We start from the raw sequence: 16,292 nt of genomic DNA, 5'->3' as shown, positions 1-16,292 counted from the left end.
GGAAACGCCGTGTTCGAACGTTCTGTGGCCGCACGTCTTGCAGGCCTGCTACCGCCCGGCGCCCATAGGGCTCTTCAGGTGCTGGCGCGCTGCGCCGCCCGCGCATCGGCCATTGCCGCTATCGCGGTGTCGGCGCTGACACTCGGAGCGTTCGAGGCCGTGGCCGAAGACCGCGCTCTGAAATTGTTTTTCACCCACACGGGCGAGCGGGCGACGATCACGTTCAAGCGGAACGGGCAATACGATGCGAAGGGTCTGGCGCAGATCAACCGGCTGCTGCGCGACTGGCGCCGGAATGAGCCGGCCCGCATGGACCCGCGCCTGCTCGACCTCGTCTGGGACGTCTACGAGCGCAGCGGTGCCAAGAGCCACATCAACATCGTCTCCGCCTATCGCTCGCCCGCGACCAACAGCATGCTGCGCGGCCGTTCCCGCAGCACGGGCGTCGCCAAGAACAGCCAACATACGCTGGGTAAGGCCATGGACTTCTTCATTCCCGGCGTGAGCCTGGCGAAGCTCCGTTCCATCGCCATGCAGTTGCAGGCAGGCGGCGTCGGCTATTACCCGACATCCGGCTCGCCCTTCGTGCATCTCGACGTCGGCAATGTCCGGGCATGGCCGCGGATGTCGCGGCAGGAGCTCGTGCGCATCTTCCCGAACGGCAAGACCCTGCATCTGCCCTCCGACGGACGGGCGCTGCCCGGCTATGACAGCGCCATGGCGGACCACAAGCGTCGGGCCAGCGGCAAATCGATCATCATGGCAGGAAGCGCGGCTCCACACCGCTCGCCCGAAACGACAAAGAACGATGCGAGCCTGGTGACGGCACTGCTGCCGACACAGACGAGCCGTGCGCAGAAAGCGCTCGACCTCCAGACGAGGCCGATACCGGAGACGCGTCCGGAGACCTCTCCCGATCTCGCAGCCCAAAAACTCGCAGCCCTGAGCGTGCCTGTTCCGACCTTCCGCGCCGCCGTGCTACCTCCTGCCGCAGACATAACGGAAAGCGATCACAACGCGCTTCGCGAGGGTACGTCGACATTCCTCCCCTCCCCGAGGTTCACGGCGCGGGCGGGCCTTGCGCTCGCCGGACGCGCCTTGCGGCAGCCGACACCCGCGGAAACCACGCTTGCCTGGGGCCGCGGAAGCCTGCAGCCTGCGTGGACCGTGACTGACCGAGCCTTGCTCGGCTGGGCATTGGCGCGCACGGACACGCTCCAGCGCCTCGTCCTTCCAAGAAATCTGCGCCGCGTTTTCGCCGCTACAGCCACCAGCGCCTCTGCACGACCGGACGAGATCCCCGGGCGTCGGCGTGGCGCATCCGTTCCGTCGATCCCGTTCGACGCCAACCGGTTTGCACGGGACGGCTGACGCGTCGCACCATCACGCCAGATGCGCGCGCACCGGATGATCCCGGCCCCGAATGTCGACCGTCAGCGTGCGGGTGAAGCTGCGGCCGGGCGGAACCCCTCCCGCAGCCCGCAGGCAGGCATCGGACACCACGAGGCGACCGTCGAGATCCCGCGTGGCGCGCTCCAGTCGGCTTGCCACGTTGACAACGTCGCCGATAACGGTGAATTCGCGCCGTTCGCTGGTTCCCACGTTGCCGACGATGACTTCGCCGAAGTGCAGGCCGATCGCCACGCGGATGGGCTCGGCGCCGCGTAACGTCCGCTTGGCGTTCCACGCGGCATAGGCGTCCAAAAGATCGAAGGCACAGGAGAGCGCCCGCTGGCCCGCATCGGTCTGCGGCTCGACGCCGCCGAACGTCGCCATGATGCCATCGCCCAGAAACTTGTCGAGCGTACCGCCGCTGGGAAGCAGCACGGCGCATCCCCGTTCCTGAAAGCTGCGCAGAAGCGCCAGCGCCTGCTCGGGCGAGCGCTTTTCCGCCATGTGCGTGAAGCCGACGATATCCACGAACATCACCGCAACCTCGCGCTTGGAGGGCGCGCCGAAGCTTGGGCCATCGTCTCCCATGGCATGCGCGACATCGGGCGACACATAGCGCGCGAGCGACTGCCGCACGGCATTGTCCTTGATCTGGGCGATCAGCGTGTTGCGGCTGCGCAGCACAGCAATAGCGAGGAACAGGGTGAATAGCCCGGTCGTCACCACCTGCACCCACATCTGGGCGAGGCCGACGAAGTAAGGATTGAGAAACCGCTCCAGCGCCTGCATCTCCGTCAGGTCGCCGGCATCGCCGAACCTGACGGTATCCACCCTGTCGTAGATGCTGTTGATGCCGAAGGACCAGACCGCGATTATGATGCCACCGGTCCACACGACGAGGATCGGCGAATAGGTCAGCGCAGATTCTGCAAGCAACAAAAGCACATAGAGGAATTCCGGGCCGCGTGTCCGCGTCTGGATCGGCCAGTCGGACGCAAAGTCGCCGAAGGGCGGGAGAAGGATGGTGGACGTGATGAGGGCGACGTCGAGGATGGTGCAAGCGAGCTTGATCGTCCAGGCGGCCGGATGGCGGCGGGTTGCATAAGGGATGTAGCTGAGTGCAAGGAAGGCGAGACTGATAGCGAGATAGTAGATGTTGCGCGGCCAGGCGGTGCTGACCAGAAGCCAGAGCGCAATGACGGCCACGGCGCAGAGCCGCACGCGGAACGCGGTCGCCAACCCCGTCAGTTCCGCATCGTGCAGCCGCCGCGACTGCTCGTCGGACGTCGAGCGCCCTGGCAGCGCGGCAGACAGTTGAAGCTGAAGCCATTCGAGCATCAGATGCGTTCACTCCCTGCAGCCGTCCTCCACAGATCTTGCTACATCAAGAAGGGGCTGAATGACATCCGTAAGATCTTGGGATGGTTCGAGAGTGAGAGCGTTGAAATGGAGGAGACCAAACGACCGAGCGCAACCTCCTGAGCGCCGGAGAGCGGCGTCACCATCGTCGCTGCCGCCAGCGCATATTCGGCCTGCGCCCGCATGTCCGCTACAGATCCGCCCTCCCGTTTCGACGTCGAACTCGCGCAACGCCGACAGCCAATCCGTGCAGACGGCAGACCATCTCTCGATCTTTGAGAATACCGCTGCTCGCGGCTCAATCTCAGATTTTGGCTGGCGTTTCCAGCAGGTGGAGCAGGTCCGGATGGTGCTTGGCTGCGACATCGGGATGCGAGCGCAGGCGGCTCTTCAGGTGGTTGATACCGACCTCGCGGAAGATCGGGTTAAGGGGATCGACGGTAACGCCGCGTTCGCCGCGCTTCAGGCTCTCGGGCAACGGAATGACGGGGATGGTGGCGTCGTAACGGGCGCCGAGGAAGAAGGCGACGGAATAGCGTTCGCTGCCGGCGGGCGGCGTCACCACGCCGTGCACGTCGGCGCGCACGAAGCCGTTCGTCGCGAGTTCCAGAAGCTCGCCGCTGTTGATGATGAAGGTTCCCGGCACCGGAGGCGCGTCGATCCACACGCCCTCTTCCGTGCGGATGCGCAGGCCGGGCACCGTATCCTGCAGAAGCACGGTCACGAAGCCGCCGTCCTTGTGGGCGCCGACGCCTTGGTCGCTGCCTGCCTCATTTCGACCCGGGTAGCGGATGATCTTCAGAAGCTGCGAGGGAGATGGCTCGTAGATATCGGCGAATGCGTTTTCCGGCTGGCCGAGGGATAGCGCGATCGCCTTGAGCACGTCGATGCCGATGCGGGTGACTTCGGCCTGGTAACGCAGGAGCAGCGGTCGCAGCTCCGGCAGGGCCTCCGGCCACTGGTTCGGTCCATAGAGCCGGTTCCATGGGGTCTCGGGGCCAGCCTCGACCGGCTGCCCTTCGGTGTTGATATCGAGCTGTTCGCGCCAGTCCTGCTCGCCGCGTGTCCGCTCGTATCCGGCGCGATTGTATCCGCGGAAATGCGGTGATTTCACCATCTCGATCGACAGCTTGTCAGCGTCCGGAATAGCGAAGAAGCGCTTGGATGTCGCGAGCACATCGTCGATCAGGCTTTGCGGAACGCCGTGGCCGGTCAGGTAGAAGAAGCCGTGGTCATGGAGGACGCGCGTCAGTTCCGTAATGAAAAGGTCCCGCTCTTCGGGCGTGCCGTAGAACCGGGAAAAGTCGATCGTGGGCATATGCACGGGCTTGGTGTGAATCGTCATGGACTTGTTCCTCAAAGACGGCGGATGGGGAATGAAACGAGATGAGCCGCACCCGCGGCTTCTGAACGGCACCCTGTTTTCCGCGCGGACGATGCGACGCCCGCCAGCAAGCGCCGAACATTTTTCACGGTGACGTCGACGGCTTCCCTGCGCGCAACGTGAAAGTTTCAGCCGGCGGGCAGAGGCTCGCCGATCGAGAGCATCAGCCGATTTGCCCAGTTGAAGAACGCAGCGCCATGGATGACATCGGAGATCTCCTCGGTCGAAAGGCCGGCAGCCTTCAGGCGGTCGACATGGGTGGTGTCGAAGGCCGGAGGCGTCTGAGTCAGGACAACGGACGCCGCGATGATCGCATTCCAGCGTTCGCCGAGATCGACGTTCACGCCTTCATCCAGAAGACGCTGTACGTCCTCGCTGCGCTTTGAGAAATGCGAGGCAAAGCGGGAATGCACGGAGGCACAGAAGATGCAGCCATTTTCGCGCGAGGCGGCGGTCGCTGCCAGTTCCCGCTCGGCGCGCGGCAGGCCGTCTTCGACATTGTAGAAGATGTCCTTGTCCGTTTTCGTTCTCGCCTCCAGAACATCGGGGTCGCGCACCAGAAGCATGAAATAGGGCGATTTCGCGCGGGATGCCTCGACCAGACCCGCCCAGTGTCGATCGGTCAGTTGATCTTCCGCAAGCGGCGCCAGCCATGGCGTCCAGCCGATCTGATCCTGGGTGAAGGCGACGGGTGCATTCTCGACGGCGGGCGTGATGACGGGGTGTTGCAGGGGAGCGTTCATGAGGGCATCTCCGTTCAGGCGGCGGACAGGACTTTCAGACCGGCGACAACGCGGATCTGAAACGAAAGAAACGCGACGAGCTGGGACAGCGTGACGATGCCGGTGCTGCTCCAGCCGGCAGCCGCCAAGGCAGCGAGAGCTTCCGGGCTCGCCTCCCGCGGCCGGAAGACGAGCAGATGCGCATGATCGAGCGCCGCCGCCAGCCGCGCGCCGATCGCATCACGCTGCGCGGAAGCGACGGCGTATTGGAGGCCCGCCTTGTTTTCGACCGAGAGCGGTCCATCCGGATAAGCGCCATAAGGGCCTTTCGTGACACCGGCCTCGGCGGCAGCGAGAACGGTGGCAAGCAGCCTCTCCCCGTCCGGCTGGCCGGTCAGAAGTGCACCATAATGCTCGGTACTTGCGGTATCGGCATGCAGGACGGCCACGAACAATGCGACGGCGAAACGCTCGGCGAGGCTGACATCGTCGACGTTTACCGGCTGGAAGAGCGCCCGGTACGTCTTTTCCGCGTTGTCCCGCGTCACGGGTCGCCGCAAGCGCAGGGCCTCCAGCGGCGATCCGGTCGCGGTTCCCGCCAGCGTATCGATGATATCGGTCATGATGGTCTCCTTGTGCAGATGTCTGGGTGCAGATGTCTGGCGTATTTCGCCTCTTCGCTCTGGGGTCGTTCAGCGAGAGAAAGAGACGGAACCTATTCCGCCGCAGCGAGATGGCCGGCTTCACTGCGATGCCAGCCGAGGGTTGGCGCCACATGCGTTGCGATCAGCTCGATCGAGCGAAGGATGTCGGTATGCGGCGGATCGATGGAGTGGACCTGGAAGGTCAGATCGGTGGTGCGTGCCAGTGCATCATCGGCCTTCAGCGAGGCGATGACGTCGTCCGGCGTGCCGACGTGGCTGTCGAGGGCGCGGATGAGGTCGTGCACCGAGGTGCCGGGGATGCGATGCCCCGCTTCGGCAAAGCGTGCGGCAACGCGGGTCAGGCCGATGTCCGCGAGCCGCAGCGCCTCCTTGCGGCTCTCCGCCACGAACAGGCTGCGCGAGCCGAGGATGCGCGGCGCGCGGCCCTTGGGCAATGCCGCGAGATAGGCGTCGATAAGCGGATTCTGCAGGTCGGGCAGTGTCGCGTCCAGCCGGTCGGCGGGCCGCGGCTGCGTGCGCGACAGCATCAGCCCGTCGCCGGAGCGGCCGGCAAGCTCGGCGCCACCAACCGAAAACGTGGCCAGCCAGACGCGGTCGATCAGTGTCGGCGCCGGCGGATAGAGCATGTTACCGCTCGGCAAGGCTTTCCCGGCCCATGCCGTTCGGACCAACGCGAGGTTGCGCGCATAGACCTCGCCGCGCGTCGCGCTGTCGATGCCGAATTCCTCAAAGGATTCGCGCGTACCGCCCGTGCCGAAGCCCACCTCAAGGCGGCCGTTAGACAGCAGTTCGAGGACGGCGGCATCTTCGGCAACCCGGATCGGATTTTCCATGGGCAGGGTGATGACGCCGGTGCCAAGCCGGATGCGCTCCGTCCGCGCCGCGACATAGCCAAGGAACACGCTCGGCGAAGGAAGCCCACCCTCCTCCGGATGGAAGTGATGCTGGGCGATCCAGGCGCTGTCGAAGCCGAACGCCTCGGCATGGCCGATCTGCTCGGCTGCCAGCCTGTAGCGTTCGCCGGGGGAGACATCATCGAGGAGGCGGGTGAAGAAGCCGAGGCGCTTGCGGGCCGTTGCTGTTTCGCTTTTTGCCAGGGTCATGCCGGATATCCTTCTGCCGTCTCGGACGGATTGGACCGCGCGCCTTCTGCCTGACGTCGGCGCCCGGGAATGGCCTCGATGAGGTCGCGCGTGTAGGCGCTCGTAGGCCGCTCGAACACCGCCTCAACCGAGCCATGATCGACCTGACGGCCCTCGTGCATCACCGAGACGCTGTCGGCGATCTGCCGGACGACGGCGAGATCGTGCGAGACGAAGAGATAGGTGAGCCCGAGATCCGCCTGCAGTTCGGCAAGCAGCGAGAGGATCTGCGCCTGCACGGTCACGTCGAGCGCCGATACGGCTTCGTCGAGAATGACGAGCTTCGGTTCGAGGATCAAGGCCCGGGCAATCGCGATGCGCTGCCGCTGGCCGCCGGACAAAGCATGCGGGCGGCGGGCAAGCGTTGCCTGCGTCAAGCCGACCCGGTCGAGGATGGCGGCCACGCGCCGGGCCCGTTCGTCGCGTGCCACGGGGGCGAAGTTCAGGAGGGGTTCCTCAATGATGGAAAACACCGACTGGCGCGGATCGAGCGATGCCAGCGGGTTCTGGTAGACCAACTGCACCTTGCGGCGGAACTGCCGCAGCGTTTCACCCTTCAACGTGCGAGCGTCGAGGCCGTCGATGAGGATGCTGCCAGATGTCGGCCGCTCGAAGCCGGCAATCGCGCGAATGGTGGTCGTCTTGCCCGACCCGCTCTCACCCACGATCGCATGCGTCGTGCCCGGATCGATCCCAAAAGATACACCGTCCACCGCCCTCTGCACGCCGCCGTCCGGCAGTGCGAAATCCTTGACGAGATTTTCCACGGTTACGAGGGGCGTCTCTCCGGCGCGCGATCGCCGCACGATGCGGGCCGGGGCGGACAATGACGGTGCGTCGGCCAGGAGGCGTTGCGTGTAGGTGTTTTGCGGCGCAGTAAGAACGTCCGCGGTCGCCCCCTCTTCCTGGATCTCGCCGCCCTTCAGCACGATCAGCCGTGAGGAGCGATCGGCGGCCACGCCGAGATCGTGCGTGACGAAGAGCACCGCCGTGCCGAATTCGCGCCGGAGATCGTCGATCAGGTCGAGAATGCGCTTCTGCACGGTCACATCGAGCGCGGACGTCGGCTCGTCGGCAATGATCAGCGCCGGTTCGAGCGCGATGGCGATAGCGATCAGCACGCGCTGTTTCATGCCGCCGGAAAGCTCGTGCGGATATTGTCGGGCCCGGACCTCCGGCTGCGACAGACCGACTTTGGTCAGGAGTTCGATGACTCTCCTGTCTGCAGCCTTTCCCCTCGCCTTCCCATGCACGGTCAGGATTTCCCGCACCTGCGCACCGATCGTCATCACCGGATTGAGCGAGCCGGTGGGGTCCTGCGGAATGAGGCTGACGACAGCGCCGCGCACGGCATCGAGCCGCTTCTGGCTCCACCGCGTGATGTCGGTTCCGTTGAGAAGGATGGCGCCGCCGTCCACCCGGCCGTTTCCCTGGAGAAGGCCGATCACCGCCTGTGCGATGGAGGTCTTGCCCGAACCACTTTCCCCGACCAGTGCCACGACCTCTCCCGGAAAGACCTGGAGGCTGACGCCGTTGACGGCGCAATGCGGGACATTCGCATCATAGGAGACACGCAGGTTGCGGATGTCGAGGATCGGCATGGTCATGATCCGGCTCTCCCGAACGACTGGCTGATGCGGTTGGCCGAGAGAACGACGATAACGACGATAAGGCCGGGCGCCGCCGTCAGCCACCACGCCGTTGCGAGGTAATTGCGGCCTTCGGCAATGAGGAGGCCCCACTCCGGTGTCGGCGGCGGTGCGCCGTAGCCGAGGAAGCCGAGCGTCGAGATCTGCAGCAGGGCCCAGCCGAACTGCAGGGCCGTGAAGGCGAAGACCGACGTCAACGAATTCGGCAGGATATGCCGCCAAAGAACCTTTACGAAGCTGCCGCCGCTGCCAAAGGCGGCTTCGACATAGTCGGACCGGCGCACGCGAACGACTTCCGAGCGCGTCAGCCTGGAAAAGCCTGCAATCGCCGTCGCACCGACCGCAATAGCCGAGTTGAACGTGCCGAAGCCGAGAAGGATGATGATGCTCAGAGACAGCAGCAATGTGGGGATGGAAAGCAACACATCCACGAGGCGCATGAGCAGATCGTCGATCCAGCCGCCAACCGAACCCGCGAGAATGCCGATCGTCGTGCCTGCCAGAAGCCCGACACCGACGGCGGCGAGCGCTCCGGTGAGCGAATGGACGGAACCGTGCACGATGCGGGAAAACAGGTCGCGTCCGAGCGAATCCGTGCCCAGCAAATGTGCCGCGCTCGGTGCCTTGAGCTGTCCGCCGGGCACCCCTTCCACGGGATTGTAGACCGTGAAGAGGCCGGGTGCCATGGCCCAGAGGAGAACGGTGGCGAGCACCAGCCAAGCGAGGACGAGACTGGGCGATATGCCGCGCCAGACCCTGAAGCGCGCGGCGGTGCTTGGCGTTGCAGCCGACGCAGCCGAGGCCGGCACAGACCGCCGGTCGAGAATGTCGAAACTGGTCATCAGGCACCTGCTCGGGGCTTCAGCCTCGGATCGAGGAAGGGATAGGCGAGATCGACGATCAGGTTGATCGCCACGAAGATCGCGGCGGAAACGATGACGACCGCCTGGAGAACGGCAAGGTCCTGATAGCTTACTGCCCGCTCCGTCAGGCTGCCGATGCCGCTGAGGCCGAAGACGGTTTCGGTCACGACGGCGCCGGCCAGAAGCTCGCCGAAGAGAACGCCGGCAATGGTGAGGACGGGCAGAACGGCGTTGCGGGCGACGTGGCGGAACAGGACGCGGCCGCGCGAGGCGCCCTTGGCGCGGGCGACGGAGACGAAAGACCGGGTTTCGATCTCGTCGAGGTTACGGATAAGAATCTGCGCCAGCGGTGCGGAGATCGGCACAGCCAGCGTGAGAACAGGGAGGATGAGGCTTTCCCACGGGCCTGGGTGGATGACCGGGACCAGCTTGAGCCGAAAAGAGAAGATCTGGATCAGCATGATGCCGAGCCAGAAGACGGGAATGGAGATGAACAGCGCCGGGATGGACTGGATGAGATCCCGCAGGCGGCTGCCGGCCGAAAAACTGGACAGGAAGGCGAGAAGTGCGGCGAGGATGACGGCTGTGGCAAAGCCGAGCGATGCGAGTGTCAGCGTGGCCGGAAGGTTGACCGCAAGTTGCGCCGAGACGGGAACGCCGGCCCGAACAGAATAGCCGAAATCGCCGGTGAGCACATTTCCAAGCGATGCCGCATATTGGGCGAAAAGACTGCCGTCCACCGCATAATCCGCTCTGATTTCTGCGATCTGCTCGGGGCTCAGCCCGTATTCGGGGTTGAGGAACTTGATCAGCACGGCATCGCCCGGCATGGCCTGCAGCAGCACGAAGGAGAGGGTGAAGGCGGCCCAGAGAACCAGCACCGCCTGTCCGATGCGTGCAATAACGAATTTCAGCATGACGTCTCCGCATTCTGAACTTTGACCGGCGATCGATCCCGCCGCCGGTCAGAGGCTCATTTGTCCAGCCAGACGCTATAGAAGCTCGGACGGCCGACCGCCTCGAAGGCAAGCCCGTTGACATAAGGCGCTGACGCATAGACCTGTGGCTCTTCGAAGATCGGGATCGCATAGGCTTGATCGAGCACGTAAGCCTGCGCCTCGGCTGCCGCTTTCAGGCGCTTCTCGCGATTCGGCTCCGTTGCGATCGTCTCCAAGATACCATTGAGCTTCGGATCGACGAACGACTGGACCTTGTCGCTCGGCCCGCCCTTCTGGCGCAGGACATCGCGGTTTTTCGGATAGTACTGGCTCTTGAGCACGTCCGGATCCGCCCGTCCGACCATGGCCGGTGAAACCGGCGTCTTCAGGGGATCGAGATCGTCGACCGTGCGGCTGCCGGCGTCGCCAGCAAGCACGTTGAGAGTCACGCCGACCTTGCCCCATTGCTGAGCGACGAGCTGAAGCGTGGCGCGGTTTTGCGGCTGCGGCAGCGACTCGTAGGCGGTCAACACTAACTTCCGCCCGTCTTTCTCGCGGATGCCGTCCGCTCCGGGCTTGTAGCCGGCTTCGTCCAGAAGCGCCTTTGCCTTCTCGGCATCGAAGCCGAGTTTCGCGGTCTCATCCGCATAGCCGATGGCGCTGGATGCGAGGATGGAGGTGGCGACCGGGTAATTGGCCGAAAAGAGCGTGGACACGATCTCCTTCGTGTTGGTGGCGAGCGAGAGCGCCTTGCGCACCTTCACGTCGGCAACCAGCGGATTATCCGGACGGAAGACGATGCTGTTGTTCACGCCGCGCGTGCTGGCCGCATAGATGCGGAAGTCCTGGCTTTCCACCTGCGGCTCGTCATAGGCCTGGATCTGCCGGATAAGATCCGCCTGCCCCGCAAGCAACGCGCCGATCCGCACGCTATCCTCGCCGGTGACGATGTAGCTGATGCCGTCGATGTAGGCCCGACCCTGATGCTCCAGCTTCGCCGGGCCCCACGCATAGTCTTCGCGCGCCTTGAGGTTGAGTTCCTTGCCGAGCGTCTCGCTTTCGACGACGAAGGGACCGGACCCGACGATCTTCGTCGCGTCGCCGAGCGTCTCGAACGGAAGCGTCAACGTCTTCAGCGAGACGAGACCGGAGCCTATGACCGAAGTGCCCTGCAGAAAGCCGGGCGAAGGCTTCTTGAAGTAAAACTTGACCGTCTGGGGATCGACGACCTCGCTGCGATCGTAATTGTTGACGACCTCGGAGACCGGGTATTTCAACGCCTTGTCGCCGACGCCGAAAACGTCGAAATTCCGGGCAACGGCTGCCGCGTCGAGCGGACTCCCGTCGGAGAAGGTCACGCCGGAACGAAGCTTGAACGTGTATTCCGTCGCATCCGCATTCACCTGCCAGGATTCCGCAATCCAAGGCTCAACCTCCAGCGTCTTGGGGTTCTGGTACGTCAGCTTGTCGGTGATCTGGTTGAGAATGCCGCCATTCGGGTAGAAGCCGCCCGCCGGAGGATAGAGATTGGTGTGCGTCTGCTGCTCCAGATAGATCAGCGTTCCCCCTTTGACCGGCTCCGCAGCGTGCGCCCCAGACGCGCTCACCGCCGTGGCAGCCAGAACGGCTGCAAGAGTAAAGGATGTTAAGGAGACTCGGCTTTTCATCAGACACCTCTGGAATTTGATGATTTCAGGGTAATCCTTTCCGATTATGGGGCAATGCAGTCTATAAGATTACTATACTAAATTTCCCACCAAGGACGGATGAAATCACTCACGCTGAAGGTCGCGGGAAAATATGGAGGGAACGCGATCCTTCATAGTCCTATCGGTGGATCGCGTCAGGAGGGAGCCGGTCGGGCCCGTCTGACAGTCTGCGCGTCATCTTCTAGATAACCCGCAGACGGAATGATCTCGAAGACATCGGACGACGTGGCACGGCTGACCTGGTTAGAGGTAACGCGTGTGTTCATTGTCCATTGGCCCCGAGCACCATCCCTTTGGGACCGGTGACGGTCATCGGTCGATCCGGGCCTGCTGCTGGGGCGAATAACGTTCGCCCTGAATAGCGATCCCGGCAACGGCGGCGTTAATCGCAGCCAGGTCCGCTTCTGACAGGGTGATGTCCGTCGCCGCGATGTTCTCATCCAGACGATGCAGCTTGGTGGTTCCCGGAATCGGCACGAATGTCGGGCTCTGTGTCAGGACCCATGCCAGTGCCAGCTGCGCAGGCGTCACGCCCTTGTCCTGCGAAATCCGGGCCAGCGTATCGACGATACCTTGGTTGGCGGCACGGTTTTCCTCGCTGAAACGCGGGACGGAATTGCGGAAATCGTTCTGGGTGAAGCTCGTGCCCGCATCGATCGTGCCGGTGAGGAAGCCTTTGCCAAGCGGGCTGAAGGGGACGAACCCGATGCCCAGTTCCTCCAGAACCGGAAAGATCCGCTCCTCCGGCTCCCGCCACCACAGCGAATATTCGCTCTGCAACGCTGCGACCGGCTGGACGGCATGCGCGCGGCGGATATTGGCGACACCTGCCTCCGACAGTCCGAAAGCGCGGACCTTGCCTTCCGCAATCAAGTCCCTGACCGTGCCGGCGACGTCCTCCATCGGCACGTTCGGATCGACCCGGTGCTGGTAAAGGAGATCGATATACCCCGTCCGCAAGCGCTTCAGGGAGTCCTCGACGGTGGCGCGGATGTGGTCCGGCCGGCTGTCCATGCCGCCGCCGCCGGGGATGTCGAAGCCGAACTTGGTGGCGATCACCACCTTGTCGCGGATCGGCTGCAGCGCCTCGCCGACGACCTCTTCGTTCTTATAGGGTCCATAGACCTGGGCGGTATCGAAAAAGGTAATGCCGCGCTCGAAGGCGCCCCGGATGAGCTTGATGCCGTCAGACGGTTCGAGCGGCGTTCCGTAGGATTGGCTGATCCCCATGCAGCCAAGGCCGATCGCTGAAACGTCCAGACCACTTGTGCCGAGTTTACGTGCTTGCATGATGCGTCTCCTTTGAGATTGGTTGACCGAACGTCTACTTTCCGAACCCGCTCGCCCTAGCGGTAGGAAGCGGTGAAACCGCCATCCATCAGGATGTCGCTGCCGGTGACGAAGGGCCCTTCGGACCCCTTGGCGAAGGCCTGAGAGCCGTCACGTTCGATGTCCGTTGGCGCGCATCCTTTCCGTCGGATGTGTGCCAAGATACGCTTGTCAGATCATTCTGATTAGATGGTATGATCCGCATGAACATATGCAGGAGAGCCATGAATGCTACGCGAAAACCTGAACGACCTGCTGGCCTTGCGCGCGGTGGCACAGGAGCGGAGTTTCACCAAGGCAGCCGCAAAGCTCGGCTTTTCACAATCGACTCTCAGTCATACGATACGGGAACTGGAATCCCGGCTCGGGGTCCGGCTGCTCACCCGCACGACGCGGAGCGTGGCGCCCACCGAAGCGGGCGAGCGACTGCTGCAGTCGATCGGGCCCGATCTTGATCACATTGAGGGCGAACTGGCGGCGCTGAGCGACTTCCGCGACCGGCCGGCCGGCACGATCCGTATCACGTGCAGCGAACATCCCGCCGACGCCATCCTGCGTCCCGCCCTGCAGAAGATCCTGCCAGCCTATCCGGACATCCGCGTGGAGGTGATCCTCGACAACGGGCTCACCAACATCGTGGCGGAACGGTATGACGCCGGCATCCGCCTGGGGGAGCAGGTCGACAAGGACATGATCGCGGTACGGGTCAGTCCGGAGGTCAGCATGGCGCTGGTCGGGTCACCCGGCTACTTCGAAAACCGCGACATGCCGCTGACCCCGCGCGACCTGACCGAACATAACTGCATCAACCTGCGCCTGCCGACCTTTGGCGGGCTTTATGCCTGGGAGTTCGAGAAAGATGGCCAGGCACTGAACGTGCGGGTCGACGGCCAGCTGACCTTCAATACCGGGAGCCAATCGCTGAAAGCCGCCATTGCCGGGCTTGGACTTGCCTTCGTCACAGCGGACATGGCCCTGCATGCGATCAGCGAGGGCAGGCTTATCCGTGCCCTGGAAGACTGGTGTCCCCCCTTTCCGGGCTATCACCTCTACTACCCCAGCCGACGCCTGCCCTCACCTGCCTTTGCGGTCCTACTGGAGGCTTTGCGTTACCGAGGCTGATCGCAACAGTGCGCGATACCCCGTGCACTTGAAATTGCAACCTTAGATTGCTCCAGTGCGTTAATTAAGTATAATAAAAGAAAAGGCCGTGCAGAAGCAGGGTGTCAGATTGAGCGCCTAGGTAAACAGCCTCGTGTCGCGCGCTGTATAAGCCGAACTATTGTCCGAGAGATGCTCGATAGCATGAAGCGCTCTCGTTGCGCGGAAGCGTTTCTCGACTGCCTCCAGCATCATATCGCGCACGTCTGAGCCGGAGATGCCTGCATTGGCGACCGCCGTCCAGGCGATGATCTCGTGGTCGAAGGCGTTGATGATGAAGGCGAGACGAATGACCTCGCCATTCCAGCAGGTGGACTCCAGCCCAACGGAGCACCAGCGCAGGTTCGAGCGTATGACCATGATCTTGCCGTCGTTGATGCGGTCTTTGCGAACGGCCGTATGGTTCTCCAGCAGCATGCCCATGATGCGATGAACCCACTTAGCGTTGACGACAGGCTGATCGGCGGCAGGAGGGCAACGACAACGGGAAGCGGGATGAAGGTCATGGGGAGAGACGGTTTTCGAGATGCTGACCTGAGACCCACTTTCCCACCAGTTTTCAGAGAGTCTTGGGTTTTTAATCTGGCCTCATGCGGCCTGTTTTTCCATAGCTATTTTCATTGCGAACTCGTTGGGGGTGATGTTGCCCAGCGACGAGTGCGGTCTGTTTCTGTTGTAATCCTCCTTCCATGCAGTGATTGCGGCGCGGGCCTGAGCGAGCGACGAGAACAGCGTCTCGTTCAGGCACTCATCGCGGAAGCTGCCGTTGAAGCTTTCGACGAAGCCGTTTTGCATCGGCTTGCCGGGGGCGATGTAATGCCATTCCACCTTGGTCTCCTGGCACCATTTGAGGATGGCCATGCTGGTCATATCCCCCCGTTGTCCGAGACAATCGTCCTCGGTTTTCCGCGTCTGGCGATGAGACTGTCCAGTTCGCGGGCAAGCCTTGCGCCTGACAGGGATGTATCGGCAACCAGGCATAGGGATTCTCGGGTGAAGTCGTCGACGACGGCCAGGACCCGAAAGCGGCGACCGTCGGTGAAGGCATCGCTGACGAAGTCCAGGCTCCAGCGCCCGCCCGGACGCAACGGCAAAGCCAGAGGACGTCTCGTGCCCAAGGCCCGCTTTCGGCCGCCACGCTTGCGCACCGTCAGCTTCTCCTCCCGGTAGAGACGCCGAAGCTTCTTCAGGTTCATGACGATCCCCTGCCGGTCGAGCATGACGTGGATACGGCGATAACCGAAGCGCCGCCGTTCGGACGCCAGCTTCTTCATGGCCTCGCGGATGGATGCATCGTCAGGCCGCACGCTGCGATATCGCATGCTCGACCGATCCACCGACAGAACCTCGCACGCCCGACGCTGGCTCACCCCGTGCTGCGCACAGACGTGAGCCACCGCATCCCGCTTCACATCGGGCGTCACCATTTTTTTGCAGCGACATCCTTCAGGATCGCATTGTCCAGCACGGCCTCGGCGAGCAGCTTCTTCAGCCTGGCGTTCTCGTCCTCAAGCGCCTTCAGTTTGCGGGCATCCGACACGTCCATGCCGCCATACTTTGCCTTATATTTGTAGAAGGTTGCGTCCGAGATGCCGTGCTTGCGGCAGACATCGACTGTCTTCGCGCCCGCCTCCTGCTCCTTCAATATCCCGATGATCTGTTCTTCCGTGAACCGTGAACGCTTCATTCGTCCGTCTCCTCATTGTGACGGACTCTACCAAAATCTGGAGGAAGTTCAGGGGCTCAGGTCACGTGGATGCGCCAGGTTGTCATCTCTCGCCCTACCAGCTCAGTTTGATAACAACTTCCAACGCCCCAAACGCACAAAACCCCCGCACGCGAGAGCGTCGGGGGTTTTGTGCGTTTGTGACTGTGTTATTTGATTTGGTTGCGGGGGCAGGATTTGAACCTGCGGCCTTCAGGTTATGAGCCTGACGAGCTACCGGGCTGCTCCACCCCGCGGAAGGGATTGTGACTGA

Annotated in this window: 12 protein-coding genes, 1 tRNA gene and 2 pseudogenes; 2 read left to right on the top strand and 13 right to left on the bottom strand. The window is 63.1% G+C overall.

Annotated features, from left to right (window positions below):
* Nucleotides 1-9 precede the first annotated feature (9 nt).
* Nucleotides 10-1,371, top strand: coding sequence for a DUF882 domain-containing protein (locus C8J33_RS16130; RefSeq protein ID WP_110801487.1), 1,362 nt, complete (start codon nucleotides 10-12; stop codon nucleotides 1,369-1,371).
* Nucleotides 1,372-1,383: 12 nt separating this feature from the next.
* Here C8J33_RS16130 and C8J33_RS16125 read toward each other — a convergent pair whose 3' ends face one another.
* From C8J33_RS16125 to C8J33_RS16080, 10 genes are all read right to left on the bottom strand, one after another.
* Nucleotides 1,384-2,730 (bottom strand): adenylate/guanylate cyclase domain-containing protein, encoded by a 1,347-nt coding sequence (locus C8J33_RS16125; protein ID WP_110801452.1) that lies wholly within the window; start codon nucleotides 2,728-2,730, stop codon nucleotides 1,384-1,386.
* A 325-nt stretch (nucleotides 2,731-3,055) separates the two neighbouring features.
* Nucleotides 3,056-4,096: an isopenicillin N synthase family dioxygenase gene (locus C8J33_RS16120; RefSeq protein ID WP_110801453.1), complete on the bottom strand. Its 1,041-nt coding sequence runs from the start codon at nucleotides 4,094-4,096 to the stop codon at nucleotides 3,056-3,058.
* A gap of 167 nt (nucleotides 4,097-4,263) precedes the next feature.
* The gene (locus tag C8J33_RS16115; RefSeq protein ID WP_422038412.1) at nucleotides 4,264-4,878 is read right to left on the bottom strand and encodes an alkylhydroperoxidase domain protein; all 615 of its coding nucleotides are present in this window, start codon (nucleotides 4,876-4,878) and stop codon (nucleotides 4,264-4,266) included.
* A gap of 14 nt (nucleotides 4,879-4,892) precedes the next feature.
* On the bottom strand, nucleotides 4,893-5,480 hold the full coding sequence (locus C8J33_RS16110; RefSeq protein WP_132664928.1) for a CMD domain protein: 588 nt from the start codon (nucleotides 5,478-5,480) through the stop codon (nucleotides 4,893-4,895).
* Between the two features lie 92 nt (nucleotides 5,481-5,572).
* Nucleotides 5,573-6,625: a putative FMN-dependent luciferase-like monooxygenase gene (locus C8J33_RS16105; RefSeq protein ID WP_110801455.1), complete on the bottom strand. Its 1,053-nt coding sequence runs from the start codon at nucleotides 6,623-6,625 to the stop codon at nucleotides 5,573-5,575.
* On the bottom strand, nucleotides 6,622-8,271 hold the full coding sequence (locus tag C8J33_RS16100) for a dipeptide ABC transporter ATP-binding protein (protein ID WP_110801456.1): 1,650 nt from the start codon (nucleotides 8,269-8,271) through the stop codon (nucleotides 6,622-6,624). The genes C8J33_RS16105 and C8J33_RS16100 overlap by 4 nt, the downstream gene beginning before the upstream one ends.
* Nucleotides 8,268-9,155 carry an ABC transporter permease gene (locus tag C8J33_RS16095; RefSeq protein ID WP_110801457.1) on the bottom strand — a complete coding sequence of 296 codons (888 nt, stop codon included), beginning with the start codon at nucleotides 9,153-9,155 and terminating at the stop codon, nucleotides 8,268-8,270. The genes C8J33_RS16100 and C8J33_RS16095 overlap by 4 nt, the downstream gene beginning before the upstream one ends.
* The gene (locus C8J33_RS16090; RefSeq protein WP_110801458.1) at nucleotides 9,155-10,093 is read right to left on the bottom strand and encodes an ABC transporter permease; all 939 of its coding nucleotides are present in this window, start codon (nucleotides 10,091-10,093) and stop codon (nucleotides 9,155-9,157) included. The genes C8J33_RS16095 and C8J33_RS16090 overlap by 1 nt, the downstream gene beginning before the upstream one ends.
* Before the next feature lie 56 nt (nucleotides 10,094-10,149).
* Complete coding sequence (locus C8J33_RS16085; protein WP_132664927.1) at nucleotides 10,150-11,781, bottom strand: TIGR04028 family ABC transporter substrate-binding protein; 1,632 nt, start codon at nucleotides 11,779-11,781, stop codon at nucleotides 10,150-10,152.
* 351 nt (nucleotides 11,782-12,132) lie between these two features.
* Nucleotides 12,133-13,113, bottom strand: a complete 981-nt coding sequence (locus C8J33_RS16080; protein WP_132664926.1) for an aldo/keto reductase — start codon at nucleotides 13,111-13,113, stop codon at nucleotides 12,133-12,135.
* A 267-nt stretch (nucleotides 13,114-13,380) separates the two neighbouring features.
* Between C8J33_RS16080 and C8J33_RS16075 the strand changes: the two genes are divergently transcribed.
* Nucleotides 13,381-14,274, top strand: coding sequence for a LysR family transcriptional regulator (locus C8J33_RS16075; RefSeq protein WP_110801461.1), 894 nt, complete (start codon nucleotides 13,381-13,383; stop codon nucleotides 14,272-14,274).
* Nucleotides 14,275-14,394: 120 nt separating this feature from the next.
* On the opposite strand, the pseudogene C8J33_RS16070 reads toward C8J33_RS16075, so the two are convergent.
* The 3 genes and pseudogenes from C8J33_RS16070 to C8J33_RS16060 all read right to left on the bottom strand — a co-directional run.
* Nucleotides 14,395-14,766, bottom strand: a pseudogene (locus C8J33_RS16070) (DDE-type integrase/transposase/recombinase); the annotation flags it as partial.
* Nucleotides 14,767-14,901: 135 nt separating this feature from the next.
* A pseudogene (locus tag C8J33_RS16065) lies at nucleotides 14,902-16,000 on the bottom strand (IS3 family transposase).
* A gap of 198 nt (nucleotides 16,001-16,198) precedes the next feature.
* A tRNA-Met gene (locus C8J33_RS16060) sits at nucleotides 16,199-16,275 on the bottom strand.
* Nucleotides 16,276-16,292 lie beyond the last annotated feature (17 nt).

The sequence above is a fragment of the Rhizobium sp. PP-CC-3G-465 genome, from assembly GCF_004343445.1.
In the GTDB taxonomy this organism is placed as follows: Bacteria; Pseudomonadota; Alphaproteobacteria; order Rhizobiales; family Rhizobiaceae; genus Ferranicluibacter; species Ferranicluibacter rubi.
The sequence above is the reverse complement of the archived record's forward strand: the minus strand, read 5'-3'. Positions and strand labels throughout refer to the sequence as shown.